We start from the raw sequence: 26272 nt of genomic DNA, 5'->3' as shown, positions 1-26272 counted from the left end.
GAGCGGCCGGGTCAGCCGGAGCGGCCGGGTCAGCCGGAGCGGCCGGGTCAGCCGGAGCGGACGGGTCAGCCGGAGCGGACGGGCGCGGACGCCTCCGGGGAGCCGTCCGGGTCGCTGGATGCGCCTGCGGACGCACCCGAGGCCGTACCGGTGGCCGGCCGGCCGCTCCGGAGCGGGTCTGGGACCGTCGCACGCGCGGTGCGCGGGGTGTGCTGGGTGCGCGGGGTGTGCGGGGTGTGCGGGGTGCGCGGGGTGCGCAGCGCGAGGGTCACGGCCAGGCCCAGGACCATCCCGGCCGCCGTCAGCAGGACGACACGGAACTCGCCCCGGGCGGTGGCGTCCACCAGCACCTCGCCGGTCTTGCCCTCGGTGCCGACGTCGGCGAGGACGGTGAAGACCGCGAGCCCGATGGCGTTGCCGATGTTGAGGGCCGTGGAGGCGATGCCGTTGGCGACGCCCTGCTCGCGGTCCGCCGTGCCGGTGGCGGCGGCGATCCACATGGCCGTCCAGACGACGCCCTGGCCGACGCCGGAGACGACGAGCCCGGGGACGAGTGCCGCGTACCCCGCGTCGGGGTCGAAGCCGAAGGCGAGGGCGACGGTCCCGGCCGCGCCGACCGCGAAACCGGCCAGCAGGGTGCTGCGGGTCCCGATACGGGTGGTGAGCCGCTCGCCGAACTGCGTGCCGGCCGCGATGGCGACGGACGGCACGAGGAAGCCCAGCCCGGTCCCGAGCGCGCTGAAGCCGTGCACGGTCTGCATCAGCACCGTCAGGAAGTAGGGCAGCACGCCGAAGGTCGCCATGTAGACGAAGGTGACGGCCATGCCGACGGTCAGACTGCGGTTGCGGAACAGCCGGAAGGGCATGAGCGGGTCGGCGCTGCGGGCCTCCAGCGCGGCGAACAGCCCGAGCAGGACGACCGCCGCGACGAGGGAGCCCACCACCAGCGGACTGCCCCAGCCGACTTCGGGTCCCTCGACCAGCCCGAGGACGAGCAAGGTCGAGCCGCCGGTGACGCTGAGCGCGCCGGGCAGGTCGAAGCTGAGGCGCTCACCGCTCGGCAGGCCGCGGGGAATCACGGCGACGGCGGCCAGGGCGACCAGCCCGGCCAGCGGCACGTTGACGAAGAACACCGCCGGCCAGCCGAAATGCTCCGTCAGCAGGCCGCCGAGCAGGGCGCCGATCGTCAGCCCACTGGCTCCCGCTCCGCCCCAGACCGCCAGGGCCCGGTTTCGCCGGGGGCCCTCCTCGAACAGGGTGTTGATCAGGGAGAGGGTGGCGGGCAGGAGCAGGGCGCCGCCGATGCCCTGGACCGCACGGGCCGCGACGATGACGCCGGGGGTCGCGGCCAGTCCGCCGGCCAGTGAGGAGACGGCGTAGAGGAGCAGGGCGAAGACGAACATGCGGCGGCGGCCTAACAGGTCGGCGGCGCGCCCGCCGAGCAGCAGGAACCCACCGGCGAGCACGACGTAGGCGCTCACCACCAACTGCTGTGTCTGGCCGGGGAAACCGAGGTCGGCCCCGATCTCGGGCAGGGCGACGAAGACGATGTTGAGGTCGAGCGAATAGATCAACTGGGCGAGCGCGAGCAGCGCCAGGATCGGACCGGTGCGTGGTCGCGCCGCTGGTGACGGTGGTGCGGACATGCGAGAGCCCTTCTCGACGGGGGGTGAACCTTGATGAGCTGGCAGGCCGACAATTCGACGGACTGGCACGCCGGCGGACTGACACGTCGACAGACCGGCGGACTGACACGTCGACAGACCGGCGGACTGACACGACGACAGACCGGCAGGCAGGCAGGCAGGACGACGGCCCGACGGGTCGGCGAACCCGCGGACGATTCGACTGTACGTATGCTTACGTACGGTCGTACCGTCAGGCAAGGAGGAGCCGGAATTCAGTACGACTGTCCCGGTACAGTGGGCGTATGACGCTGCGCCATCCGGACCGCGACCAGATCCGCATCGACGGGGTGCTGAACGCTCTCGGGAACCCGGTCAGACTGGCCGTCGTGCGTGTCCTCGACCGCGGTGGAGAGCACAACTGCGGTAGCGTCCTGCGCCTGATCGGTGTGTCGTCGAAGTCGACCATGACTCACCACTGGCGGGTACTGCGGGAGAGCGGGGTGATCCGGCAGGAACCGTCGGGCCGGGAGAACCTCCTCTCCCTGCGCCGCGCCGACCTCGACGCCCGCTACCCGGGCCTGCTCGACGCCATCCTCGCGGGGGCGGCCGAGGACGAGCGCGCCGAGGAGGCCGGGAAGGCCGAAGGGCGGCGGGAAGTGTCGGCCAAGGGGTGAAGCACGGCTCACTCCGCGAGCTGCGCGAGCTACGTGAGGTGCGAGAGTTGCGCGAGGTGTGCGTGCTGCGCGTGCCGGAGATGTGGGCCGTGGCCACTGGGACGAGCCTGTGACGTCCCGGTGACCGGGGAGCCCCAGCGGGTGGAGACACTCGACAGCGAGCGTGTGGCCGATTGCCCGGCCGTGGAAGTGAGGGCGAGATGACTTGGTTCAGCCGCGGGAGGAAGCGGGAAGGGGCGCGCCGGGCGTCCTGGCCGGATGAGGGCGGGGCGCCCGTCGAGGTTCCGGCCGAGGAGTGCGGCCCGGTGGTGGGTCTGGGCGCAGCCGGATACCGTGCCGTGCCGCAGGACGACGTCCCCGGTCACGCCGCCGAATCCGGTCGGCCCCGCGGTTTCGACGCCGTCGCGGAAAGCGTGCTCGGTGTCCCCGATCCTGGTCCCGGCTCCGGCTCCGGCTCCGGCTCCGGCCCCGGCACCGCCCCGGCCTTCCTCGCCGAGCCCACGGCCCGCATCAACGAGGCCGTCAGGACGGGGCGGACGGACACTGCGGCACATCTCGCGGAGCAGACGGTGGCGCAGGCGTCGGAAGCACTGGGGCCGGAACATCCCGAGGTGCTCCGGCTGCGCGAACTGACCGCGTACATCGCCTACTTGTCCGACGACCCGGTCCGCGCCCTGCGTATCTGCCTCGGCCTGGCCCGGGCCCACCGCCGCGCGGGCGACGCGGAGGCCGCGTACGGCAGTATCCACGGCGCGGTCACCGCCTGGCGCGCCGTACGCGACCCGGAGCAGGGGCTGGAGCTGGGGCGCGACCTGATCGGCCTGTGGACCGGGCTGGCCGCCGAGGGCGGACCGGCGGCCGGCGACACCGAGCGGCTGGAGTCGGCCTACGCCCGCATGGGCCGCCTGGCCGAACGCGCCCGCGCACACCGGCCGGGCGCCGCCGCCTGTTCCCCCCAGTCCACCTAGTGGACGCAGAACTCGTTCCCCTCCGGGTCCGCCATCAGCACCCACTCCCCGCCCTGCTCCTTCACCCGCCGCAGCACGCTCGCCCCCAGCCCCTCCAGCCGTACGACCTCCTCCTCGCGCCGCCCCTCACCCGGGTGCAGGTCCAGGTGGAGCCGGTTCTTGCCGGTCTTGGCCTCCGGCACGTGCTGGAACAGCAGTCGCCGCCCCAGGCCGGTGCCGCTCTCCTCCTGGTACGGGTCCTCGGGGTGCCGTACGGCGATCAGGTCCCGCCAGGCGCGCCGGCCGTGTGACTCGACGGTCAGCTCGGCCGGTACGGCCCCGAATCCCAGCAGCTTCTCGATGAGCGCGCTGTTGTCCTCCACCTCGTAACCGAGGGCGGCGGCCCAGAAGTCGGCCTGTGCGTGCGGATCGGTGGCGTCGATGACGAGCTTCCAGTGCATGGGTGCAGGTGCAGGTGCAGAGGTGGGCGCTGATGGCTGAGTCATGTAACCATTTATAGTGGTTACGTGAGTGAGTGGGCAATGAAATCGCCGGGATGTTCGCCCGGCATGACACTGATCTCCTTCGACGGACGGCCGTACCGCTTCGACCCGGGCGCCCTGTGCCTGGAACTGCTGACGACGGGCGGGCCGGGCCCCTTCGCCCGGTACGAGGTGCTGCACGCGCCCGCCGACCTGGCCGCCTGGGCCGCCCGGAGCCGGTTGCCGGACGGACTGGACCCGGTCGTCGACGAAGGGGAGGTGGAGCGGGCGCGAGCCCTGCGCGACGCCCTGTTCCTGCTCACCGCCGATCGCGCCCACGGCCGTCCGCTCCGGCCGCACCACCTCGACGTCGTCAACGCCGCCGCGGCCGAGCCCCCGCTCGTCACCCGCATCGAACCGGACGGCACTCGCGGCTGGGCCCCGGGCGCCACGGGCACCCGGCTGCTGTCGACGGTCGCCCGCGACGCGATCGACCTGTTCACCGGCCCGTACGCCGACCGCATCCGGGAGTGCGACGCCCCCGACTGCCGCCTGCTCTTCGTCGACACCTCTCGCCCGGGCCGCCGCCGCTGGTGCGCGATGGAGCACTGCGGCAACCGCGAGAAGGCGCGGGCGCACCGCGCCAGGGCGGCCGGCGGCCACCGCCGGGAACCGGACGCCGAGTCCCCTCCGCCGTAACCACCTTCTCCCTTTCCCCTTCCCCTTCCCTTTCCTTTCCCTTTCCCCCTTTTCCCGTCCCTCTCGGGGACTGCCTCGGGGGACTGCCTCGGGGGACTGCCTCGGCTCGATGGCCGAGCCCTGGGCGGTGACGGTGGTCTACGGCTTGGCGTCGAGAGGCGCGGCCTTCTCGTCCCTTGCGGCCGTCTCGGACCTCTCGGCCGTCGTGGCCCTCTCAGCCGCCCTGGCCGTCTCGGCCCTCTCGGCCGCCCTGGCCGTCTCGGCCCTCTCGGCCCTGAGCGCCCGTGCGGACCGGCGGGCGGTGCGCAGCGCGTCCCAGGTGAGCAGCGCGAGCGCCAGCCACACCAGCGCGAAGCCGGCCCAGCGCTCGGGCGGCATGGCCTCGTGGAAATAGAGGATGCCGAGCAGGAACTGGAACACCGGGGCCAGGTACTGGAGCAGTCCCAGCGTCGACAGCGGCACGCGGATCGCCGCCGCGCCGAAGCAGACGAGGGGGACCGCGGTGACCAGGCCGGTCGCGGCGAGCAGGGCCGCGTGCCCGGGACCCTCGGCGGTGAAGGTGGAGTCTCCTTGCGCGGACAGCCACAGCAGATAGCCGAGGGCGGGCAGGAACTGCACGGCGGTCTCGGCGGCCAGCGACTCGACGCCGCCGAGGTTGACCTTCTTCTTCACCAGCCCGTAGGTGGCGAAGGAGAAGGCGAGGACGAGCGAGATCCACGGCGGACGGCCGTAGCCGACGGTGAGGACCACGACGGCGGCGAAACCGACCCCGACGGCCGCCCACTGCGCGGGACGCAGCCGCTCCTTCAGCAGCAGCACGCCCATGGCGATGGTGACCAGGGGGTTGATGAAGTAACCGAGCGATGCCTCGACGACATGGCCGCTGTTCACGGCCCAGATGTAGACGCCCCAGTTGACCGTGATGACGGCGGCGGCGACCGTGATGAGCGCCAGCTTGCGGGGCTGCCGCAGCAGCTCGCCGGCCCAGGCCCAGCGCCGTACGAAAAGCAGTGCGACGGCGACGAGGGCGAGGGACCACACCATCCGGTGCGCGAGGATCTCCACCGCCCCGGCCGGCTTGAGCAGCGGCCAGAACAGGGGGACGAGGCCCCACATGCCATACGCCGCGAAGCCGTTCAGCAGGCCTATTCGTTGCTCTCCCCTGGACGTCCCGGCCACGGGCCCTCCTTCCGACGGTGTCGTGCTCGCTGCACGAAGGTAGCGCCGGGGAACCTCGCCTGTCATGTCCGTATCCTCATACGGTCATGACAGGTGGGGTAAGAGCCACCGGAGTTCCCTTCTGGACGCGGCGAGGCCCGGGCGCTGTCGTCCCGGGCCTCACGAATCACCGGCGGTCTCTGTCACCGCCTTGCCACTGCCTTGGTGCCGACTTGCCACTGCCGTGGCGCCGCCTGATCTCAGCCGACGACCGTCCAGGTGTCGCCGCCGGCGAGCAGGGCGGCCAGGTCGCCCTTGCCCTGCTGTTCGACCGCGGTGTCGAGCTGGTCGGCCATCTGCGTGTCGTAGACGGGCCGCTCGACGGAGCGGAAGACGCCGATCGGAGTGTGGTGCAGGGTGTCCGGATCGGCGAGGCGGGAGAGGGCGAAGGCGGTGGTCGAGGACGCCGCGTGGGCGTCGTGGACCAGGATGTCCGCCTCGTTCCCGGGCGTGACGGTGACGACCTCCAGGTCGCCGGTCCGCGGGTCCCGTACGACGCCCCGGGAGCCGTCGGCGCCGAAGCGGATCGGCTGCCCGTGCTCCAGCCGGATCACCGCTTCCTCGGCCCGCTGCTTGTCCTTGAGGGCGTCGAACGCGCCGTCGTTGAAGATGTTGCAGTTCTGGTAGATCTCGATGAGGGCCGTGCCCGGGTGGGCCGCGGCCTGCCGCAGCACCTCGGTGAGGTGCTTGCGGTCGGAGTCGATCGTGCGGGCGACGAAGGTCGCCTCGGCGCCGAGCGCCAGGGACACCGGGTTGAACGGCGCGTCCAGGGAGCCCATCGGCGTCGACTTGGTGATCTTGCCGACCTCGGAGGTCGGGGAGTACTGGCCCTTGGTCAGGCCGTAGATCCGGTTGTTGAACAGCAGGATCTTGAGGTTGACGTTGCGGCGCAGGGCGTGGATGAGGTGGTTGCCGCCGATGGACAGCGCGTCGCCGTCACCGGTGACCACCCACACGCTCAGGTCCCGCCTGCTGGTGGCCAGACCGGTGGCGATGGCCGGGGCGCGGCCGTGGATGGAGTGCATCCCGTAGGTGTTCATGTAGTACGGGAAGCGGGAGGAGCAGCCGATGCCGGAGACGAAGACGATGTTCTCCTTCGCCAGCCCCAGCTCGGGCATGAAGCCCTGCACGGCGGCGAGAACGGCGTAGTCGCCGCAGCCCGGGCACCAGCGCACTTCCTGGTCCGACTTGAAGTCCTTCATGGACTGCCGGCCCTCGGCCTTGGGGACGAGGGAGAGCGCCTGGACCGTGCTCGTGCCCGACGTGGACGTCTCAGCCATCGATGGCCTCCTTCAGCGCCGTGGCGAGCTGCTCCGCCTTGAACGGCATGCCGTTGACCTGGTTGTACGAGTGGGCGTCGACCAGGTACTTCGCCCGGATGAGAGTGGCGAGCTGCCCGAGGTTCATCTCGGGGACCACCACCTTGTCGTACCCCTTGAGCACCGTGCCGAGGTTGCGGGGGAAGGGGTTGACGTGCCGCAGGTGGGCCTGCGCGATCGGCTCCCCGGCCGCGCGCAGCCGCCGCACCGCGGCCGTGATCGGCCCGTACGTCGATCCCCAGCCCAGGACGAGCGTGCGCGCCCCGTGCGGGTCGTCGACCTCGAGGTCGGGGACGTCGATGCCGTCGACCTTGGCCTGGCGGGTGCGGACCATGAGGTCGTGGTTGGCGGGGGCGTAGGAGATGTGGCCGGTGCCGTCCTCCTTCTCGATGCCGCCGATGCGGTGCTCCAGACCCGGCGTGCCCGGGATCGCCCACGGGCGGGCCAGGGTCTGCGGATCGCGCTTGTACGGCCAGAAGACCTCGGTGCCGTCGTCCAGGGTGTGGTTCGGGCCCTGCGCGAACTGCACGGTGAGGTCGGGCAGCTCGTCGGTCTCCGGGATACGCCAGGGCTCGGAGCCGTTGGCCAGGTAGCCGTCGGAGAGGAGGAAGACCGGGGTGCGGTAGGTCAGCGCGATCCGGGCCGCCTCCAGGGCCGCGTCGAAGCAGTCCGCCGGCGTGCGCGGCGCGATCACCGGCACCGGCGCCTCGCCGTTGCGGCCGTACATCGCCTGCAGCAGGTCCGCCTGCTCGGTCTTGGTCGGCAGGCCGGTGGACGGGCCGCCGCGCTGGATGTCCACGATCAGCAGCGGCAGCTCCAGCGAGACCGCCAGCCCGATGGTCTCGCTCTTGAGCGCCACCCCGGGACCGGAGGTCGTGGTGACGGCCAGCGAACCGCCGAAGGCGGCACCCAGCGCCGCGCCGATGCCGGCGATCTCGTCCTCGGCCTGGAAGGTGCGCACACCGAAGTTCTTGTGCCGGCTGAGCTCGTGCAGGATGTCCGAGGCCGGCGTGATCGGGTACGAGCCCAGGAACAGGGGCAGGTCCGCCTGGCGGGAGGCGGCGATCAGGCCGTAGGCCAGGGCCAGGTTGCCGGAGATGTTGCGGTACACGCCGGGCGGGAACGCCTTCGCCGCCGGCGCCACCTCGTAGGAGACGGCGAAGTCCTCGGTGGTCTCGCCGAAGTTCCAGCCCGCCCGGAACGCGGCGATGTTCGCCTCCGCGATACCGGGCTTCTTCGCGAACTTGGAGCGCAGGAACTTCTCCGTGCCCTCGGTGGGCCGGTGGTACATCCAGCTCAGCAGGCCCAGCGCGAACATGTTCTTGCTGCGCTCGGCCTCCTTGCGGGTGAGGTCGAAGTCCTTCAGCGCCTGGACCGTCAGCGTCGTCAACGGCACCGGGTGCAGGTTGTAGCCGTCGAGGGACCCGTCCTCCAGCGGCGAGTTCTCGTAGCCGACCTTCTGCATCGCCCGCTTGGTGAACTCGTCCGTGTTGACGATGATCTCCGCGCCGCGCGGCAGGTCGCCGATGTTCGCCTTCAGCGCGGCCGGGTTCATCGCGACCAGCACGTTCGGCGCGTCACCGGGGGTGAGGATGTCGTGGTCGGCGAAGTGCAGCTGGAAACTGGAGACGCCCGGCAGGGTCCCGGCAGGGGCCCTGATCTCGGCGGGGAAGTTCGGCAGCGTCGACAGGTCGTTGCCGAAGGACGCGGTCTCGGAGGTGAAACGGTCGCCCGTGAGCTGCATACCGTCACCCGAGTCACCCGCGAACCTGATGATCACTCGGTCCACCCGGCGGACGTCCTTGGTCCCCGCCGGTTTGCGCTGTTCTCCCACGACGGTTCCGTCGGCCTGCTCCGCTGGGCTGCTGACCTGGCTGGTCACTGAACTGGACCTCCCTCTGGGCGGCTGTCCGGGGACTGGTCTCCCACGACCTCCCCAGGATCAACCCTACGACCGTAAGGCTCGCCTTCCTGGGGAGAATCACATGATGGACAGGGCGTTGGGACGGATTGCCCGCCCCGGGCGTCCCGCCACGGCGGGACGGGAGATCGCCGGATCCGCGCCGGGAGCCCTCCGCCGGACGGGTGACACCGGCCCGGCGGCGGCCCGAGGCCGGTGAGGTGGTGAGGAGGCGAACAGGTGAGCAGGCGGGCAGGTGAGGAAGGGTTACGAGTTCAGGTAGGTCAGCACGGCGAGGACCCGCCGGTGGTCGCCCTCGCTCGGGGACAGCCCCAGCTTCAGGAAGATGTTGCTGACGTGTTTCTCGACGGCGCCGTCGCTCACGACGAGCTGCTTGGCGATCGCCGAGTTCGTCCGCCCCTCCGCCATGAGGCCCAGCACCTCCCGCTCCCGCGGGGTGAGGCCGGCCAGTACGTCCTGCTTGCGGCTGCGCCCCAGCAGCTGCGCGACCACCTCCGGGTCGAGCGCGGTACCGCCCCGGGCCACGCGCACCACCGCGTCCACGAACTCCCGCACCTCGGCCACCCGGTCCTTGAGCAGGTAACCGACGCCCCGGCTGGAGCCGGCCAGGAGCTCGGTGGCGTACCGCTCCTCCACGTACTGCGACAGCACCAGCACGCCCAGGTCCGGATGCGCCTTGCGCAGCTCCACCGCGGCCCGCACGCCCTCGTCGGTGTGCGTCGGCGGCATCCGTACGTCCGCGACGACGACGTCCGGCAGCTCGCCCAGCGCGTCCAGCTCGGTGATCGACTTGATCAGTGCCTGGCCGTCGCCGACACCGGCCACGACCTCGTGCCCGCGGTCGGTCAGCAACCGGGTCAGGCCCTCCCTGAGCAGCACTGAATCCTCGGCGATGACCACCCGCACCCTGTCCTCCACGTTTCTTCGGCCCCCCATAGCCCATGCCGGCTCGTGCCCGCCCCTGCAAACAGATCCAGCATCCCAGTTTCGGGGACCGCGCGTGCCCGGGCGACGTGATCGGCGATGCGATGCGCGTCCTGGGGACTGAGTGGCGGGGACTGAGGGAGGGCGGAGGAGGGGTGGGCGGAGGAGGGGTGGGTGGAGGAGGGGAGGGCGGAGGAGGGGTGGGTGGAGAGAGGGGGAGGGACGGCTGGGCGCTTCCACTCCCCTCGGCGTGTTACGAGCGGGCGGGGGCACCCCCCACCCGCGCCACCCCCCACCCACGCCACCCCCCGCCCACGCCACCCCCCCACCCGCGCCACTGCCGATCAGCTCTGCCGATCGGTTCTGCAGATCAGGTTCCGCCGATCGGATTCTGCCGGTCGGATTCTGCCGGTCGGATTCTTCGGATTCTGTCGGTCGGATTCTGCGGGTCGGTTTCCGGTGCGGTGGCAGCTCATCCCGCCTGTTCCGACCGCCACGGCAACTCCGCCGTCACCCGCGTGGGCCCGCCGGCCGGCGAGTCCACCACGAGGATGCCGTCGACCGCGTCGATCCGTTCCGCGAGTCCGGCCAGCCCTGAACCGGGGGAGGGGGTGGCTCCGCCCACGCCGTCGTCCGTGACCTGCAGCATCAGCCGGTTCTCCACCCGCCACACCTCGACGGCCGCCGACGTGGCCCGCGCGTGCTTGCTGATGTTCTGCAGCAGCTCGGAGACGGTGAAGTACGCGATGCCCTCGATCGCCGGAGCCGGCCGCTCCGTCAGGTCCACCTCCACCCGCACCGGCACGGTGCACCGCGAGGCGACCGACGACAGGGCCGCGTCCAGACCGCGGTCGGTCAGGACGGCGGGGTGGATGCCGCGGGCCAGGTCCCGCAGCTCCTGCAGCGCGGTCTTCACCTCGCCGTGCGCCTCGTCCACCATCCGCGCCGCCGCTCGCGGGTCCTCCTTGAGCTTCTCCTTCGCCAGCCCGAGGTCCATGGCCAGGTTGACCAGGCGGGCCTGCGCGCCATCGTGCAGGTCCCGTTCGATGCGCCGCAGATCCGCCACGGCGGTGTCGATCACGACCCCGCGGTCCGACTCCAGCTCCACCACCCGCTTCACCAGCCGTGACGGCCCGAGCAGCCCGTGCACCAGCACGCGGTCCACCATGGTCAGCGCCCGCACGATCCACGGCGTGACCAGCACGAACAGCAGGCCCACCAGCGCGGTCACGGTGATCTCGAAAGGATTGTCCAGGTAGACCCGGTGCCTCTCGTCGCCGTACAACTGCAGCCCGCCCTGCCCGGCGTACAGGGGGAAGACCCAGAACCACAGCGGATATGTCAGCATCATCCAGCCCCATGCCCAGACGGTCACGGCGACGATGAACGAGAACACCGCCCACGGGAACTGCAACAGCGCGTACAGCAAGGCCCGCCACGAGGTGCCGCTCTTCAGCACGGCCCCCATCCACGCCATCACGCCGTTCCTCTTCACCCGCAGCGGCTCCGGGTCGGCCACCCGCAGACCGAGCAGTCCTCGCGCCCGCGCCCGCTCCAACGCGCCGAAGCCCCGGCATCCGGCGAGCGCGGCGGCCAGCACCGGGATGCCCAGGAACGTCACCAGCAGGCCCGCCCCCAGCGACACCATCGTGACCGCGTACGTGAAGAGCAGAATGCTGACCGGCAGGCCCAGCAGCACATACCCGAACTCCCGCCAGGCCCGCGCCTCGAACGGTGCCCGCAGCCCTGCCGGCAGCCGGTGCCGTCGCTCCCCGGCGCCCTTGTACAGGCCGGGCCCGTCCCCGAGCCCGTAGCCTCGTCCGTACTCCGTGGCCATCGGCGTCGTCCTTCTCTCGTCGTCCTGCACCTGTGCTCTCGTACCTCCACCCTGCTGGGCCCCGGCCGCCTGGACCATGCGGCCCATCGGCGTCTCGGACGGGGGGTTTTCCCCACCCTCCGAGGCGGGCGGGGACGGGGAAACGCATGCCGAGGACGTCCGGGCGACACCGATGCGGGCGATACCGATGCGGGCGGCGGAGACCGCGGAGGCGGCGGAAGCCGCGGAGGTGCCGTGCCCGCCACCCGCGGCCGGAGGGCTTACGCGCGATCCCGCCACGGCAGTTCGGCCGTGACCGTCGTCGGGCCGCCCTCCGGTGAATCCACGACGAACAGGCCGTCGACGGCGGCCAGCCGGTCGGCGAGGCCCTTCAACCCCGTACCGCCGTCGAGGCGAGCGCCCCCGCGTCCGTCGTCCTCCACCTGGATGAGGAGCCGGTCCTCCGTGCGCCACACCTCCACGGAGGCGGACCTCGCCCCGCTGTGCTTGCTGATGTTCTGCAGCAGCTCGGAGACGGTGAAGTACGCGATGCCCTCGATGGCCGCCGCCGGCCGCTCCGTCAGGTCCACCGTCACCCGCACCGGCACGGTGCACCGCGAGGCGACCGACGACAGGGCCGCGTCCAGACCGCGGTCGGTCAGGACGGCGGGGTGGATGCCGCGGGCCAGGTCCCGCAGTTCCTGGAGGGCGAGTTTCACCTCGCCGTGCGCCTCGTCGACCATGGCCGCGGCGGCGTCGGGGTCCTCCAGCAGCTTCTCCTTGGCCAGGCCCAGGCCCATGGCCAGGTTGACCAGGCGGGCCTGTGCCCCGTCATGCAGGTCCCGTTCGATGCGCCGCAGATCCGCCGCGGCCGTGTCGACCACCGCTCCCCGGCCGGACTCCAGCTCGGCGATGCGCCGCTCCAGCTCGTCGGACGGCGACAGCAGCCCCCGCACCATCGCCCGGTCGGCGTTGGCCAGGCCCCGCGCGATGAACGGCAGCACCGGCCACAGCACGAACAGCGAGGTCAGCGTGATGGTGAAGGTGAGGATGCCCCAGGGCAGCCGTATGAAGTCGTACAGGGCCGTGCGCCAGCCCACCGGGTCCTTCAGGGCCATCCACAGCTGCGGGAGGAACCCGCCGGCGCCCCGCAGCGGCAGCCGGCTCGGCTCGGCCACCCGCACCCCGAGCAGCGCCCTGGCCCGCGCCCGCTCCAGCCTGCCCAGTTGCCGCGCGCCCATCAGCCCGACCGCCAGCAACGGGAACCCGATCACCGTGACCGTCAGCCCGACTCCGGTCAGCAGCACGGTCATGACGTAGACGAACCCGAACAGCGCAACCGGAAGATTCGCCAGAAGATGGGCGATCTCCTTCCAGGTGTGCCGGTCGTAGGCGAACCGGGCCGGTGGCAGACGTGTGCCGTCCGCGTCCCGGACGCGGGTACGGGCGCGACCTGCGCCGGCTTGCCCCATCCGGCCGGCGGCCGCATCTCCCGCAGGACCTGCGGGTACTTCCCCAATAGGGCCGGCGGCTCGCCCGGTGGGTCCGGCGAGGGCTTGCCCGGTGCGGCCGGTGGGAGCTCGCCCGACACGGCCGGCGGGGGTTTGCCCGGCGCGGCCGGTGACGGCTTCCCCCGCGTGGTCCGGGGACGAGAGACGTTCGGTCATACGGGCCAGCGTGCCGCGTGGCGGGGCCCCACGCCATGAGGTGGACCGCCCGATCCCCCTGAGGAAAACCCCACCCCGCCGGGCCTCGTCCGTGTCTCAAGGCACGATGGGCTGCTTACCGCATCTTTAGCAACGCCTAGACTCCCTTGCGTAGGGCCGTAGGGCCGTAGGGCTGTAGAGCCGTAGAGATCGTCGAACAGCAGCGTTCGGAAGAGGGAGCGAGGGAAGGACGTGCGGACACCGACCGTCGTCGATACGACCGTCGTCGTCGCGGCGGACTACTTCCAGTCCTACTCGGTCGTCGGACTGCTCGCCGTCGTGGGCGTGCTCTTCGTCGCCGTGGCCTTCGGCGCGGGACGCCTGCTGAGGCCGGTGGTCCCCACCCCGGAGAAACTCCTGACGTACGAGTGCGGCGTCGACCCCGTCGGCGAGGGCTGGGCCCACACCCAGGTCCGCTACTACGTCTACGCGTTCCTCTACGTCATCTTCGCGGTCGACTCGATCTTCCTGTTCCCCTGGGCGACCGTCTTCGCCGCTCCCGGCTATGGCGCGACCACCCTCGTGGAGATGTTCATCTTCCTCGGCTTCCTGGCCGTGGGCCTGCTGTACGCATACAAGAAGGGCGTCCTGACATGGACGTGACCCCGACCCCCGCCCCCGTGCCGCTCCCCGAGCCCGAGCGTCTCCCCACGGCAGGCACGGGCAGGTTGGGCACGCTCGCCCGCCTGGCCCCCGAGCCGATGAAGGTGATCCTCAACTGGGGCCGCCGCTACTCGCTCTGGGTTTTCAACTTCGGCCTGGCCTGCTGCGCGATCGAGTTCATCGCCGCGTCGATGGCCCGCCACGACTTCATCCGCCTCGGCGTCATCCCGTTCGCGCCGGGCCCGCGTCAGGCCGACCTGATGGTGGTCTCCGGCACGGTCACGGACAAGATGGCCCCCGCCGTGAAGCGCCTGTACGAGCAGATGCCGGAGCCGAAGTACGTCATCTCCTTCGGTGCCTGCTCCAACTGCGGCGGCCCCTACTGGGACTCGTACTCCGTGACCAAGGGCGTCGACCAGATCATCCCCGTGGACGTCTACGTCCCGGGCTGCCCGCCCCGCCCCGAGGCGCTCCTCCAGGGCATCCTGAAACTGCAGGAGAAGATCGCGCGGGAGTCGCTGGGGGAGCGTTACGGCACGTCCCCCCGTCCGTCGGCGGCCGCCCTGCAGAGCGGCCTGGTGAAGCCGCCGGTCCCGGACGCGACGTCCGGTCCGGCGTCCCGTCCGGTCTCCGGCACGGTTTCCGGCACGGGGTCCGGCACGGTTTCCGAGGAGGACCGATGACCACGGCCGGCTGGCTGCCCGCCGACGTCGAGGAACTCTTCGGTGCGCAAGCCACGGCCGAGGAGTCGTACGACGTCCTGACGGTGGACGTACCGCCCACAGCCTGGACCACCGCCCTGGAGGCCGCGCGCGACCGGCTGGGCTGCACCTACTTCGACTGGCTGAGCGCGGTCGACGAACCGGGCACGGGCTTCCGCGTCGCGGCGCACGTCGCTGCCCTCGCCCCGGTACGCCGGCTGCTGCTGCGCACCACGGTCCCGCACGAGGCCCCGGCCCTCCCCACCGCGGTCGGGGTGTACGCGGGCGCGGCCTGGCACGAGCGCGAGACCCACGAGATGTTCGGCGTCGTCTTCGAAGGCCACCCGGCACTGGACCACCTGCTGCTCCCGGAGGGCTTCGAGGGCCACCCGCTGCGCAAGGACTTCGTCCTGGCGGCGCGGGTCGCCAAGGCATGGCCCGGAGCGAAGGAGCCCGGCGAGTCCGACCACGGTGGCCCGCGGCGCCGCCAGATGCTGCCCCCCGGCGTCCCCGACCCCAACGAATGGGGCCCTTTGAAGGGCCAGCTCCCGCCCGCCCCGGCCCGGCCCGCCCGGAGCGCCGGCCGCGCGGCACCCGCCGGCCGCCCGGCCCGCGCGGCGGGCGACCGCCCGGTACGCCGTACCCGTACGGCCGCGGAGGGCTCCGCCAGCCAGGCGTCACCGGCCGCCGCCCCCACCGCTCCCACCGAGTCCCCGTCGGCACCGACGCCCCGCCGCGCACGCAGTGCGAGCGAGGGCTCGGCGTCCCAGCGGGCCACCGAGGCCCCGGGCCGCCCGGCCGGTCCCCGGCGTGCCCGCAGCGCCTCCGAGGGCTCCGCGAGCCAGCGCGCCGCGTCGCCCGGTGCCACGTCGTCAGGTGCCGCGTCGCCCGGCACCACCTCGCCCGGCGCCGCGGTGCCGGACAAGGGAGCCGCGAACACCCAGGCCGCGGCATCCGACGGAACGACGCCCTCACCCGCCACCCCGAAGGCCGGGGCGACGGCCCCCTGGACACCCCCGCGCAGCCCGGACGCCCCGTGGCACCACGCCCGCCCGGCCTTCGGCGAACCGGACTCCGAGCCGAGCCCGGGTTCCGAACCGCGCCCGGCCTCCGAGCCGCACACGGAACACTCCGCAGAACCGGAGCACCCCGCAGAACCGGAACACCCCGCAGAACCGGAACGCCCCGAAGCCCCTGAAGACCCCGAAGCCCCCCAAGGAGGCCCGCAGTGACCGACGCGCTCGACGTCACCCTGCGCCTCCTGGCCGTCTTCGTCGTCTTCCTGGCCCTCCCCCTGGTGGTCGGCCAGACCGAGCACAAGGTGATGGCCCACATGCAGGGCCGCCTGGGCCCCATGTACGCCGGCGGCTTCCACGGCTGGGCGCAGCTCGTCGCCGACGGCGTGAAGTTCGCGCAGAAGGAGGACGTCGTCCCGGCGGGCGCGGACCGCCGTATCTTCCAGCTGGCTCCCGCGGTGGCCCTCCTGCCGTACCTCCTGGTCCTCCTCGCCATCCCCATCGGCCCCGGCGAGGGCGCCGTCGGCCAGGTCGTCGACGCCGGCATCTTCTTCGTCCTCGCCGTCATGGGCGTCGGCGTGCTCGGCTCGCTCATGGCCGGCTGGGCCTCCGCCAACAAGTTCTCCCTCCTCGGCGGCCTGCGCACCGCCGCCCAGCTCCTCGCCTACGAACTCCCGATGCTGCTCGCCGCCGCCTCCGTCGCGATGGCGGCCGGCACGGTCTCCCTCCCCGGCATCCTGGACGCCTTCGAGTGGTGGTGGCTGCCCTGGCAGATCGTCGGCGCGATCGTGTTCTTCGTGGCGGGGCTGGCCGAACTCCAGCGCCCGCCCTTCGACATGCCCGTCGCCGACTCGGAGATCATCTTCGGCGCCTACACCGAGTACACCGGCCTGCGCTTCGCCCTGTTCCTCCTCGCCGAGTACGCCGGGATCGTCGTCCTGTGCGGCCTGACCACCGTCCTCTTCCTGGGCGGCTGGCACGGCCCCTGGGGCGCCGACGGCCTCGGCTGGGTGTGGACCCTGCTGAAGACGGCCGTCCTCGCCTTCGTCGTGATCTGGCTGCGCGTGACCTACCCCCGCCTGCGCGAGGACCAGCTCCAGAAACTCTCCTGGACCCTCCTCGTCCCCCTCGCCCTCGCCCAGATCGCCCTCACCGGCGTCGTCAAGGTGGTGATCCAGTAGCCATGGCCGAGCCTCTTTCGCCCACCCGGCGTCGCATCCCCGGCAGCGGCCTCGCCAAGGGCCTGGCCGTCACCCTGCGCACGATGACGAAGAAGACCGTCACCGAGCAGTACCCGGACGTCCAGCCCGACCTCCCGCCGCGCAGCCGCGGCGTCATCGGGCTGTTCGAGGAGAACTGCACGGTCTGCATGCTGTGCGCCCGCGAATGCCCGGACTGGTGCATCTACATCGACTCCCACAAGGAGACGATCCCCGCCGCCACCCCCGGTGGCCGCGAGCGCAGCCGCAACGTCCTCGACCGTTTCGCGATCGACTTCTCCCTGTGCATGTACTGCGGTATCTGCATCGAGGTCTGCCCTTTCGACGCGCTGTTCTGGTCCCCCGAGTTCGAGTACGCCGAGACCGACATCCGTGACCTCACCCACGAGCGCGACAAGCTCCGCGAGTGGATGTGGACGGTCCCGGCCCCGCCCGCCCTCGACCCCGGCGCGGAGGAGCCGAAGGAACTCGCCGCCGCCCGCAAGACCGCCGACAAACTCGCCGCCCAGCGACAGACCGAAGCAGCCGTACCCACCGAAGCAGCCGAAGCCACCGGGGCTCCCGCGGAGCCGAAGTCCCCCGCCGAACCGCACGCCGACGAGCAGGCCCGCGAGGCCGAGCAGCCGACGCGGCCGATGGGGGAGTCCCGGCAGCAGACGGACCAGCCGAGGCAGGAGGGCCGGGAATGACCCTCGCCGCGACCGTCGGCGGCCTCGCCGCGCCCCTGGCCGCCGAGTCCCACGGCTTCCTCTCACCGACCGGTGTCGAGATCGCCTTCCTCCTCGTCGGCCTCGTGACCTTCGGCGCCGCGATCGTCACCGTCACCACCAAGCAGCTCGTGCACGCCGCCCTGTGGCTGGTGGTGGCCCTCGGTGGCCTGGCCGTCGAGTACCTCCTGCTCACCGCCGAGTTCATCGCCTGGGTGCAGGTCCTCATCTACGTCGGTTCCGTCGTCGTCCTCCTCCTGTTCGGACTGATGCTCACCAGGGCCCCGATCGGCCGTTCACCGGACGCCGACTCCGGCAACCGCTGGGCCGCCCTCACCGTGGCCGTCGCCGCGGCGGCGGCTCTGGTGTGGGTCGTCGTCGACGCCTTCCGGACGACCTGGATCGACCTGGACGGCCCGGCCGCCGGTTCCACACAGGTGACCGGCGCGAGCCTCTTCCAGAACTGGGTCCTCCCCTTCGAGGCCCTCTCCGTCCTCCTCCTCGCCGCCCTCGTCGGCGCGATCGTCCTCTCCCGGAAGGCCAAGGCGGACGCGTCCGGCACCGCCACGAGCCCCGCCGGTACCGCCACGAGCCCCGCCGGCACCGCCGCGAACCCCACCGGCGTCCGCGGCGACACCCCGGACACGCCGCATACGGCGAGCACACCGCGTACGGCGCCCACGGCACCCACGGCAGGTACCGCAGGCACGGCGCCCACGGCAGGCACCCGAGGCAGCGCGGACCGCGAGGACAGCCGCCCGGGCACCGCCGACACGCCCGGGCAGACCGGCGACAAGGACGGTGACCGCTGATGCACCTCGCCTATCCCGCCGTCCTGTCCGCCCTCCTGTTCTGCACGGGCCTGTACGGCGTCCTCGCCCGGCGCAACGCGATCCTGGTCCTGATGTCCGTCGAGCTGATGCTCAACGCCGTCAACCTCAACCTGGTCGCCTTCGACGTCTGGCTCGGCAAGGCCGCCGAGGAGACCCTGCACTCCGGTCAGGCCCTGACCCTGTTCACCATCGCCATCGCCGCCGCCGAGATCGGCATCGGCCTGGCGATCGTCCTCGCCGTCCACCGCAACCGCGGCACCGCGGACATCGACAAGCTCCGCGACACCGCCGAGGGCCACGGCACCGACGGCCCCGACCACGACGCCCTCACGGCCACCGAGGCCGAGAAGGCTGAGGCCACCGCGTGACCACGACCACCCTCGCCGTCCTCGTCCCCCTCCTTCCGTTCCTGGGCGCCGTCGCGGGCCTCCTCCTGGGCCGCACCGCCCCCGGGTTCGTCCGCCCGCTCGCCGTCCTGCCGGCGCTCGCCTCCCTCGTGCTCGCCGCGCTGGTCGCCGCGGGCCAGGGCGGTGACCGGGCCGTCGACGCCGCCACCGAACTCACCCCCACCGGTTCGGTCCCGATCGAGCTCGCCCTGCACATCGACGGCTTCGCCGCGCTCACCGCCGTCCTGGTCGCCCTCGTCGCGACCTGTGTGCAGATCTACTCCACGGGCTACCTGCGCGAGGACCCGCGCTACCCCTCCTACGCCGCGCTCGTCTCCCTCTTCACCTCCGCCATGCTCCTCGTCGTCTACTCCGGCGACCTGATGGTGCTGCTGGTCGGCTGGGAGATCATGGGCATCTGCTCGTACTTCCTGGTCGGCCACTACTGGGAGACCCCGGAGGCCCGCGCCGCCTCCCTGAAGGCCTTCCTGGTGACCAAGCTCGGCGACGTCCCCTTCCTCATCGGCCTGTTCGCCCTGGCCGGCGACGCCGGCTCCTTCCGCGTCACCCGCATCCTCGGCACGGTCGCGAGCGGCGGACTCGACCACCCGACGCTGATCGCCCTGCTGCTCCTGGCCGGCGTGGCGGGCAAGTCGGCGCAGTTCCCGCTGCACACCTGGCTCCCCGACGCGATGGCGGGCCCGACACCCGTCTCCGCGCTGATCCACGCCGCGACGATGGTCGCCGCCGGTGTCTACTTCATCGCCCGGCTCCTCCCGGTGTTCGAGGCCTCGCGGGCCGCGATGGCCGTCCTCGCCGTGATGGCCGCCGTCACCATGGCGGGCTCGGCGCTCGCCGCGCTCGCCCAGGACGACATCAAGCGCGTCCTCGCCTACTCGACGATCGGCCAGCTCGGCTACATGACCGGCGCCCTCGCCGTCGGCGACCGGTCGGCCGCCGTCTTCCACCTCCTGTCCCACGGCGCCTTCAAGGCGCTGCTGTTCCTCGCGGCCGGCGTGATCATCCACGCCGCCGGCACCAACTCGCTGGCCGCCATGTCCCGCATGCGGAACCTGCGCGACCGCGTCCCCGACGCCTACTGGACGATGACCGTGGCGCTGCTGGCGCTCGCCGCGATCCCGCCGTTCAGCGGCTTCTTCTCCAAGGAGTCCGTCCTCGGCGCCGCCGAGCACGTCGCCGGCGGCCACACGGAGCACGTCCCCGGCGCCGCGGGCTGGACCGTCCTGCTCGCCGGCCTGCTCACGGCCCTGCTCACCGCCGCGTACGCGATGCGCCTGTGGTTGCTCGCCTTCCGCGGCCACGGCACCGAAGCCCCCGACCACGGCCGGCAGCCGGTCACCATGAACGCGGTGCTCTGGCTGCTCGCCGTGCCCTCCCTCGCCTTCGGCGGGCTCGCGTTCCGCCTGCTGCCCGACTGGTTCGACGGCCGTGACCTGACCCCGACCCTCACCACCTCCGTGCTCGGCACGGGCGTGGCCCTGGTCGGCGGCATCGTCACCTACGCGGCCTGGCGGCACACCACCGCGCTCGCCGCCCGGTACCCCCTCGGCGCGGTCGCCGCCCACCCGGAAGGCGACGCCGGCCAGGTCGAGGCCGAGGCCATCGCGGCCCACGCGCCCGCCTACGGCGACGTGGCCCACGCCCCCGACCCGTCGGACCCCGGGCGGCTCCTGCTCGGCCCGCTGCACCGGCACGCGGCCGTCGGCTTCCACCTGGACGCCGTGTACACGGCCCTGTTCGTCCGCCCGGTCCGCGCCGGGGCGAGCCTCGTCCGGTTCCTGGACCGCGAGGTCGTCGACACCTACGTCCGCGGGGCGGGCGCCCTGCCGCGCCGGCTCGGGGCCGCCGTACGCCGGGCCCAGACCGGCAACGTCCAGACCTATGTGAGCGCGCTGCTCGCCGGCACCGTCGTCCTCGCGGTCGCCGCCGTCCTCGTCGCCACGGGAGCGTGAGCAGGCGTGATCGATATCAGCGAGTCCGTGATGCAGTTCCTTCTGGCATTCGTCGTCGTCGGCCCGCTCCTCGGCGCCGCCGCCGCTCTCCTGCCCGCCCCGCCCGGGCTGAAGGGGAAGTCACCCGAGCAGGCCGTGCTGCGGCACGGCGTCACCGTCACCGGTGCCGTCCTCGCCGCCGCGATCGTCCTCGCGCTCGGCTTCGACCACGCCCACCCGTCGAAGATGCAGGCGAGCACGGACATCAGCTGGATCCCCGCACTCGACGTGCGGATCCACCTCGGCATCGACGGCATCTCCCTCCCCCTCCTGGTCCTGACCGCGCTGCTGACCTTCCTCTGCGCGCTCTACAGCTACTTCAAGCTGCCCTCGGGCCCGTCCCCGAAGGCGTTCGTCGCCCTGCTGCTCGTCCTGGAGTCCGGCACCCTCGCCACCTTCGCCGTCCTCGACCTGCTGCTGTTCTTCCTCGCCTTCGAGATGGTCCTCATCCCGATGTACTTCCTCATCGCCCGCTGGGGCGGCGAGGGCCGGGCCGAGGCCGCCTGGAAGTTCATCCTGTACACGCTGCTCGGCTCCGTGGTCATGCTGCTCGGCCTGCTCCTGGTCGGACTCAGGGCGGGCACGTTCGACATGGTGGCACTCGCCACTGACAACGGCCGGTCGCTGACCACATCCGTGCAGGTCATCGCCGTCCTGGCGATCGGGATCGGGCTCGCGGTGAAGACCCCGATGTGGCCGCTGCACAGCTGGCTGCCCGACGCCCACACCGCCGCGCCGACCGTCGGCTCGGTCCTGCTGGCCGGCGTCCTGCTGAAGATGGGCACGTACGGCTTCGTCCGCATCCTCCTGCCCGTCGCCCCCGACGGCTTCCGCGCCTTCGCGCCCTACCTCGCCGCCTTCGCCGTCGTCGGGATCATCTACGGCTCCCTCGCCTGCCTGGCCCTCGCCAGGCGGGGCGCGAAGGGCGACCTCAAGCGGCTCATCGCCTACTCCTCCGTCGGCCACATGGGCTTCGTCCTGCTCGGCATCGCCACCATGACCCCGACCGGCGTCAACGGCGCCCTGTTCGCCAACATCGCCCACGGCCTCATCACCGGCCTGCTCTTCTTCCTGGTCGGCGCCCTGAAGGACCGCACCGGCACCACCGACCTCGACACCCTCGCCGAGGAGACCGGCGCCGCGCTGTACGGCAAGGCCCCCCGCCTGGGCGCCCTGCTCGCCTTCGGCGCGGTCGCCTCGCTCGGCCTGCCGGGCCTGGCCGGCTTCTGGGGCGAGATGCTGGCCCTGTTCGGCGCCTTCGACCCGCACGCCGGCCTCAGCCGCCCCGCCTTCCTCACCTTCATGGCGATCGGCGCCTTCGGCACCCTGCTGACCGCCGCGTACCTGCTGACCGTGGTCCGCCGCGTCTGCATGGGCACCGTCCGGCACGACGCCCCGGCCCTCACCGACGTGCGCCGTTACGAGTTCGCGGCCTGGACGCCGCTCGTCGTCCTCACCGTCGTCGCCGGGCTGTGGCCCAAGGCCCTCCTCGGGCTGACCGACCCGGCCGTGCAGCAGCTCCTCGCAGGAGGCACCCGATGAGCACCCCGGTCCAGCTCCTGGCGCAGCCCTCGGCGGCGTCGCTGGTCCAGTCCGTCGACTGGCTCGCCATCGCGCCGCCGACCATCGCGGCGGTCGTCGGCCTCGTCGTTCTCGTCGCCGATCTCTTCGTCGCCGAACGGAACAAGCCGCTCCTCGGCTGGGCGTCGGTCGCCGGTCTCGCCGCGTCCCTCCTCATGCTGCTGCCCCTCCTCGACGGCGACCGCTCCACCTTCTGCCTGACCGGCGACCCCGGCGTCTGCAGCTACACCGCCGACCCGTTCACCCTGGTCGTCCAGTTCCTGGTCCTCGGCGGCGCCCTGGTGGCCGCCCTGCTGTCGGTCACCGCCCTGAAGGACGCCGACCGGGGACTGCCCGAAGGGGAGTACTGGTTCCTGCTGCTGTCCTCCGCGGCCGGTGCCGCCCTGCTGCCCGCCTCCCGTGACCTCGCGACCCTCGTCGTCGCCCTGGAGGTCGCCTCCCTGCCCGCCTTCGCCCTCGTCGGCCTGCGGCACGGCGACCGCCGCTCCTCGGAGGCGGCCCTGAAGTTCTTCCTGTCCTCGGTCACCGCCACCGCGGTCAGCCTCATGGGCATCAGCTTCGTCTACGCCTCCACCGGCACCCTCCATCTCACCGAGATCGCCGGCCGGATCCAGCACGTCGACGGGCAGCTCACCACGCTCGCCCACACCGGCGTCGTCCTCACCCTCGTCGGCTTCGCCTTCAAGACGGCCGCCGTGCCCTTCCACTTCTGGGTCCCCGACACCTACGTCGGCGCCCCCCTGCCCATCGCCGCCTACCTGTCCGTCGTCGGCAAGGCGGTCGGCTTCTCCGGCCTGATCCTCGTCACGGTCGTCGCCCTCCCCTCGTACGCCGACGTCTGGGGCCCGGCCCTCGCGGTACTGGCCGCGCTCACCATGACCATCGGCAACGCGGGCGCCCTCCGCCAGCAGGCCACGCGCGCGTACAGCGCGGTACGCCTCCTCGCCTGGTCGTCCGTCGGCCAGGCCGGCTACCTCCTGGTGCCGATCGCCGCCGCCGCGTACTCCGACGACGCCGAACGGTCCGTCGGCTCCACCGTCGCCTACGCCCTCATGTACGCCGCCGTGAACCTCGGCGCCTTCGCGGTGGCCGCCCTGGTGGGCCGTACCCGTTCCCTCAACCGCGTCTCCGACTACCGCGGCCTGTACGCGACCAACCCCCTCACGGCGCTGCTCCTGGCGTTCTTCCTGCTCTGCCTCGCCGGGCTGCCGCCGGGCATCATCGGCCTGTTCGCCAAGGTCACCGTCTTCTCCGCGGCCGTCGACGCGGGCCTGGGCTGGCTCGCGGTGGTCATGGCCGTCAACGTCGTCGTCGCGCTGTTCTACTACCTCCAGTGGACGGCCCTGCTGTTCCGCGCCCCCGAGGGAGAGGCGGTCCGGCACCGCCTCCCCGCCCCCCTCACGGCCGCGATCAGCGTCACCGCGGTCCTCGCCGTCGTCCTCTCGGGAGCACCCCAGCTGGTCCTGCGCTTCGCCGACACCGGGCTGTTCTGAACCCCGGCCCCTCCTCACCCAGGGCACCCGGCGCTCCTCGCGCACCGGCTCCACCGAGCACCGGTCCGCCTGCCCCACGCGCGCGTGGGGCACCCGACACCCACGCGCGCGTGCCGCGCGTCCCACCCGCCATCACCCGTACGGCGGGTGCGCACCACCGCGGGCACCAGGGAACTGGCGGCCCTCGCCTGGCGTTGACCAGTACGGGAGGGTCCACTGGACGTGCTGGACGTGCCACCACGGCACCAGTGGGATTCGGAGACCGGAAAGCAGGACCAGCAAGCGAGAGCGCCAAGCAAAGGGTTCCCCTGCTGCACCACTTGGAGGGCGTACCGTGCACCGCCGGCACAACGGGCTCAGGACCGCAGTACTCCTCGGGGGACTGTCCGCACTCATCATCCTCATCGGCAGCTTCTTCGGCCGAGCCGGGCTCGTCGTCGCCGTCCTGGTCGCCCTGGGCACGAACGCCTACGCGTACTGGAACAGCGACAAGCTGGCACTGCGCGCGATGCGCGCCCGCCCGGTGAGCGAATTCGAGGCTCCCGGCCTGTACCGCATGGTCCGTGAGCTCTCCACCCAGGCCCGCCAGCCCATGCCGCGCCTGTACATCTCCCCGACGGAGGCGCCCAACGCCTTCGCCACCGGCCGCAACCCGCGCAACGCCGCCGTGTGCTGCACCGAGGGCATCCTGCGCCTGCTGGACGAGCGGGAACTGCGCGGTGTCATCGGCCACGAGCTCAGTCACGTCTACAACCGCGACATCCTGATCTCCTCGGTCGCCGGCGCCCTGGCCTCCGTGATCATGTTTCTGGTCAACTTCGCCTGGCTGATCCCCGTCGGGCGCTCCGACGACGACGACGGACCCGGCCTCTTCGGCATGCTGCTGATCATGATTCTGGGCCCGCTCGCCGCCACCCTCATCCAGCTCGCCATCAGCCGTTCCCGGGAGTACGAGGCCGACACCTCGGGCGCCCGGCTCACCGGCGACCCGATCGCTTTGGCCAGCGCCCTGCGCAAGCTGGAGCTCGGCACCAAGCAGCTGCCGCTGCCTCCGGAACCCCGCATCGAAACCGCCAGTCACATGATGATCGCCAATCCTTTCCGCCCAGGTCAGGGGATGTCGAAGATGTTCTCCACCCATCCGCCGATGGCTGACCGCATCGCCCGGCTCGAGAAGATGGCAGGCCGCCCGCAGTGAAAACCGTCCTGAACCTCATATGGCTCGTCCTGAGCGGCTTCTGGCTGTTCCTCGGTTACCTGCTGGCCGGTGTGCTCCTGTGCGTCACCGTCATCGGCATCCCCTTCGGCATCGCCGCGTTCCGCATCGGCGTCTACGCCCTGTGGCCCTTCGGCTACACGACCGTCGAACGCCGGGACGCCGGGGCGCCCTCCTGCGTCGGCAACGTCCTGTGGCTCGTCCTCGCCGGCTGGTGGCTGGCCCTCGGCCACATCGTCACCGGCATCGCGCTCTGCGTCACGATCATCGGCATCCCTCTCGGCATCGCCAACTTCAAGCTGATCCCGGTCTCGCTGCTTCCGCTCGGCCGCGAGATCATCCGCACGGACCAGCCGTTCGCGGCCCGCTGACCGTACAGGGCAGCCGACGGCTCACCCCGGCGGCTCGTCCCCGCCCGGGCACGGCGTGGCCACAGACGCTCCGCCGGCCCGGTCGGCCCGCCCTGCCTGCCCGTTTTCCACAGGCCCCTGGTTGTCCACAGGCCGGCCCGGCTGTCAGTGGCGGCCTGCATGATGAACCCATGACCGAGAGCGAGCAGTTGCTGGCACGGGTGGCGGCCAAAGCCCGCGACACCCGCCCATGGGGCTGGACTTCCCTGCCCGAGCCTGTCGACACGGCCACGTTGGCCCGTGCCGAGGCCGCCCTGGGCTTCACCCTGCCCCCACTGCTCGCCGAGCTCTACTTGCGGATAGGGGACGGCGGATTCGGCCCGGAGTACGGCCTGCTGCCCCTCCTCGACAGCCCTCCCTCCGGCGAGCCCGCCGCCGTCCCCCACTACCTCTCCCACCGAGAGAGCGGCCGCAAGGACCCCGCCTGGCCCTGGCCCGAGGGCGTACTGCCGATATCCCACTGGGGCTGTGCGATGTACGCCTGTGTGGACTGCCGCTCCCCGCAGGCCACCGTCCTGCTCTTCGACCCCAACCCGGGCGATCCCGGCCACGCCTGGTTCGTCGACGCGCCCGGCCTGGAGGACTGGCTGCGCGCGTGGGTGGACGGCACGGGCTGGTACGAGGAGACGAACGAGGACGCGGAGATGGCGCTCTGGACCGATTTCCTCATACGCACGGAGCCACCGGCCGCACCAGGCGCCCGTCGGCACCCCGAGGCCCCCTGAGAACCAAGGAACAGCGGACTCGGGGCAGCGGCCCG

At 72.1% G+C, this 26272-nt stretch carries 23 protein-coding genes and 1 pseudogene; 16 read left to right on the top strand and 8 right to left on the bottom strand.

Features of this window, described 5'->3' with window-relative positions; all coding sequences use genetic code 11:
- Nucleotides 1-65: 65 nt before the first annotated feature.
- Nucleotides 66-1646, bottom strand: a complete 1581-nt coding sequence (locus ABZ340_RS02940; protein WP_358779959.1) for an MFS transporter — start codon at nt 1644-1646, stop codon at nt 66-68.
- A gap of 284 nt (nt 1647-1930) precedes the next feature.
- Between ABZ340_RS02940 and ABZ340_RS02935 the strand changes: the two genes are divergently transcribed.
- Both ABZ340_RS02935 and ABZ340_RS02930 read left to right on the top strand, forming a co-directional pair.
- A complete protein-coding gene (locus ABZ340_RS02935) occupies nt 1931-2302 on the top strand; it encodes a helix-turn-helix domain-containing protein (RefSeq protein WP_358779958.1) in 372 nt (123 codons plus the stop codon).
- Between the two features lie 383 nt (nt 2303-2685).
- Nucleotides 2686-3270, top strand: a pseudogene (locus ABZ340_RS02930) (tetratricopeptide repeat protein); the annotation flags it as partial.
- Here ABZ340_RS02930 and ABZ340_RS02925 read toward each other — a convergent pair.
- A complete protein-coding gene (locus ABZ340_RS02925) occupies nt 3267-3710 on the bottom strand; it encodes a VOC family protein (protein ID WP_358779957.1) in 444 nt (147 codons plus the stop codon). The pseudogene ABZ340_RS02930 and the gene ABZ340_RS02925 sit on opposite strands and share 4 nt — an antisense overlap.
- 108 nt (nt 3711-3818) lie before the next feature.
- Here ABZ340_RS02925 and ABZ340_RS02920 point away from each other — a divergent pair, with 108 nt between their 5' ends.
- Nucleotides 3819-4430: a CGNR zinc finger domain-containing protein gene (locus ABZ340_RS02920; protein ID WP_358779956.1), complete on the top strand. Its 612-nt coding sequence runs from the start codon at nt 3819-3821 to the stop codon at nt 4428-4430.
- A 138-nt stretch (nt 4431-4568) separates the two neighbouring features.
- Here ABZ340_RS02920 and rarD read toward each other — a convergent pair whose 3' ends face one another.
- The 6 genes from rarD to ABZ340_RS02890 all read right to left on the bottom strand — a co-directional run bounded on the left by rarD (nt 4569) and on the right by ABZ340_RS02890 (nt 13100).
- Nucleotides 4569-5609 (bottom strand): EamA family transporter RarD, encoded by a 1041-nt coding sequence (gene rarD, locus ABZ340_RS02915; RefSeq protein WP_358779955.1) that lies wholly within the window; start codon nt 5607-5609, stop codon nt 4569-4571.
- A gap of 239 nt (nt 5610-5848) precedes the next feature.
- Nucleotides 5849-6928, bottom strand: a complete 1080-nt coding sequence (locus ABZ340_RS02910) for a 2-oxoacid:ferredoxin oxidoreductase subunit beta (RefSeq protein WP_358779954.1) — start codon at nt 6926-6928, stop codon at nt 5849-5851.
- Nucleotides 6921-8849, bottom strand: a complete 1929-nt coding sequence (locus ABZ340_RS02905; protein WP_358779953.1) for a 2-oxoacid:acceptor oxidoreductase subunit alpha — start codon at nt 8847-8849, stop codon at nt 6921-6923. Before ABZ340_RS02905 ends, ABZ340_RS02910 begins: the two co-directional genes overlap by 8 nt.
- A gap of 285 nt (nt 8850-9134) precedes the next feature.
- Entirely contained in the window at nt 9135-9824 is a 690-nt protein-coding gene (locus ABZ340_RS02900) for a response regulator transcription factor (RefSeq protein WP_358779952.1), read from the bottom strand.
- Between the two features lie 460 nt (nt 9825-10284).
- Nucleotides 10285-11649, bottom strand: coding sequence for a sensor domain-containing protein (locus tag ABZ340_RS02895; RefSeq protein WP_358779951.1), 1365 nt, complete (start codon nt 11647-11649; stop codon nt 10285-10287).
- Nucleotides 11650-11909: 260 nt separating this feature from the next.
- A complete protein-coding gene (locus ABZ340_RS02890) occupies nt 11910-13100 on the bottom strand; it encodes a sensor domain-containing protein (protein ID WP_358779950.1) in 1191 nt (396 codons plus the stop codon).
- A 426-nt stretch (nt 13101-13526) separates the two neighbouring features.
- Between ABZ340_RS02890 and ABZ340_RS02885 the strand changes: the two genes are divergently transcribed.
- The 13 genes from ABZ340_RS02885 to ABZ340_RS02825 all read left to right on the top strand — a co-directional run bounded on the left by ABZ340_RS02885 (nt 13527) and on the right by ABZ340_RS02825 (nt 26237).
- The gene (locus ABZ340_RS02885) at nt 13527-13937 is read left to right on the top strand and encodes an NADH-quinone oxidoreductase subunit A (RefSeq protein WP_358779949.1); all 411 of its coding nucleotides are present in this window, start codon (nt 13527-13529) and stop codon (nt 13935-13937) included.
- Complete coding sequence (locus tag ABZ340_RS02880; protein WP_358779948.1) at nt 13928-14620, top strand: NADH-quinone oxidoreductase subunit B family protein; 693 nt, start codon at nt 13928-13930, stop codon at nt 14618-14620. The genes ABZ340_RS02885 and ABZ340_RS02880 overlap by 10 nt, the downstream gene beginning before the upstream one ends.
- Nucleotides 14617-15870 (top strand): NADH-quinone oxidoreductase subunit C, encoded by a 1254-nt coding sequence (locus ABZ340_RS02875; RefSeq protein ID WP_358779947.1) that lies wholly within the window; start codon nt 14617-14619, stop codon nt 15868-15870. Before ABZ340_RS02880 ends, ABZ340_RS02875 begins: the two co-directional genes overlap by 4 nt.
- Nucleotides 15867-16835 (top strand): complex I subunit 1 family protein, encoded by a 969-nt coding sequence (locus ABZ340_RS02870; protein WP_358779946.1) that lies wholly within the window; start codon nt 15867-15869, stop codon nt 16833-16835. Before ABZ340_RS02875 ends, ABZ340_RS02870 begins: the two co-directional genes overlap by 4 nt.
- A gap of 2 nt (nt 16836-16837) precedes the next feature.
- Nucleotides 16838-17563, top strand: a complete 726-nt coding sequence (locus tag ABZ340_RS02865; protein WP_358779945.1) for a 4Fe-4S binding protein — start codon at nt 16838-16840, stop codon at nt 17561-17563.
- Nucleotides 17560-18393 carry an NADH-quinone oxidoreductase subunit J gene (locus ABZ340_RS02860; RefSeq protein WP_358779944.1) on the top strand — a complete coding sequence of 278 codons (834 nt, stop codon included), beginning with the start codon at nt 17560-17562 and terminating at the stop codon, nt 18391-18393. The genes ABZ340_RS02865 and ABZ340_RS02860 overlap by 4 nt, the downstream gene beginning before the upstream one ends.
- Complete coding sequence (gene nuoK / locus ABZ340_RS02855; RefSeq protein ID WP_358779943.1) at nt 18393-18782, top strand: NADH-quinone oxidoreductase subunit NuoK; 390 nt, start codon at nt 18393-18395, stop codon at nt 18780-18782. Before ABZ340_RS02860 ends, nuoK begins: the two co-directional genes overlap by 1 nt.
- Nucleotides 18779-20773: an NADH-quinone oxidoreductase subunit L gene (locus ABZ340_RS02850; RefSeq protein ID WP_358779942.1), complete on the top strand. Its 1995-nt coding sequence runs from the start codon at nt 18779-18781 to the stop codon at nt 20771-20773. The genes nuoK and ABZ340_RS02850 overlap by 4 nt, the downstream gene beginning before the upstream one ends.
- A 6-nt stretch (nt 20774-20779) precedes the next feature.
- A complete protein-coding gene (locus ABZ340_RS02845; protein ID WP_358779941.1) occupies nt 20780-22354 on the top strand; it encodes an NADH-quinone oxidoreductase subunit M in 1575 nt (524 codons plus the stop codon).
- Nucleotides 22351-23886: an NADH-quinone oxidoreductase subunit N gene (locus ABZ340_RS02840; protein ID WP_358779940.1), complete on the top strand. Its 1536-nt coding sequence runs from the start codon at nt 22351-22353 to the stop codon at nt 23884-23886. Before ABZ340_RS02845 ends, ABZ340_RS02840 begins: the two co-directional genes overlap by 4 nt.
- A gap of 334 nt (nt 23887-24220) precedes the next feature.
- Nucleotides 24221-25084, top strand: coding sequence for a zinc metalloprotease HtpX (gene htpX, locus ABZ340_RS02835; protein ID WP_358779939.1), 864 nt, complete (start codon nt 24221-24223; stop codon nt 25082-25084).
- Nucleotides 25081-25473, top strand: a complete 393-nt coding sequence (locus ABZ340_RS02830; protein ID WP_358779938.1) for a YccF domain-containing protein — start codon at nt 25081-25083, stop codon at nt 25471-25473. Before htpX ends, ABZ340_RS02830 begins: the two co-directional genes overlap by 4 nt.
- A gap of 170 nt (nt 25474-25643) precedes the next feature.
- The gene (locus ABZ340_RS02825) at nt 25644-26237 is read left to right on the top strand and encodes an SMI1/KNR4 family protein (protein WP_358779937.1); all 594 of its coding nucleotides are present in this window, start codon (nt 25644-25646) and stop codon (nt 26235-26237) included.
- The last annotated feature ends 35 nt before the right edge of the window (nt 26238-26272 follow it).

It is taken from the genome of Streptomyces sp. NPDC006134, assembly GCF_040628835.1.
In the GTDB taxonomy this organism is placed as follows: Bacteria; Actinomycetota; Actinomycetes; order Streptomycetales; family Streptomycetaceae; genus Streptomyces.
This window is presented reverse-complemented; position numbering and strand designations above follow the sequence as displayed.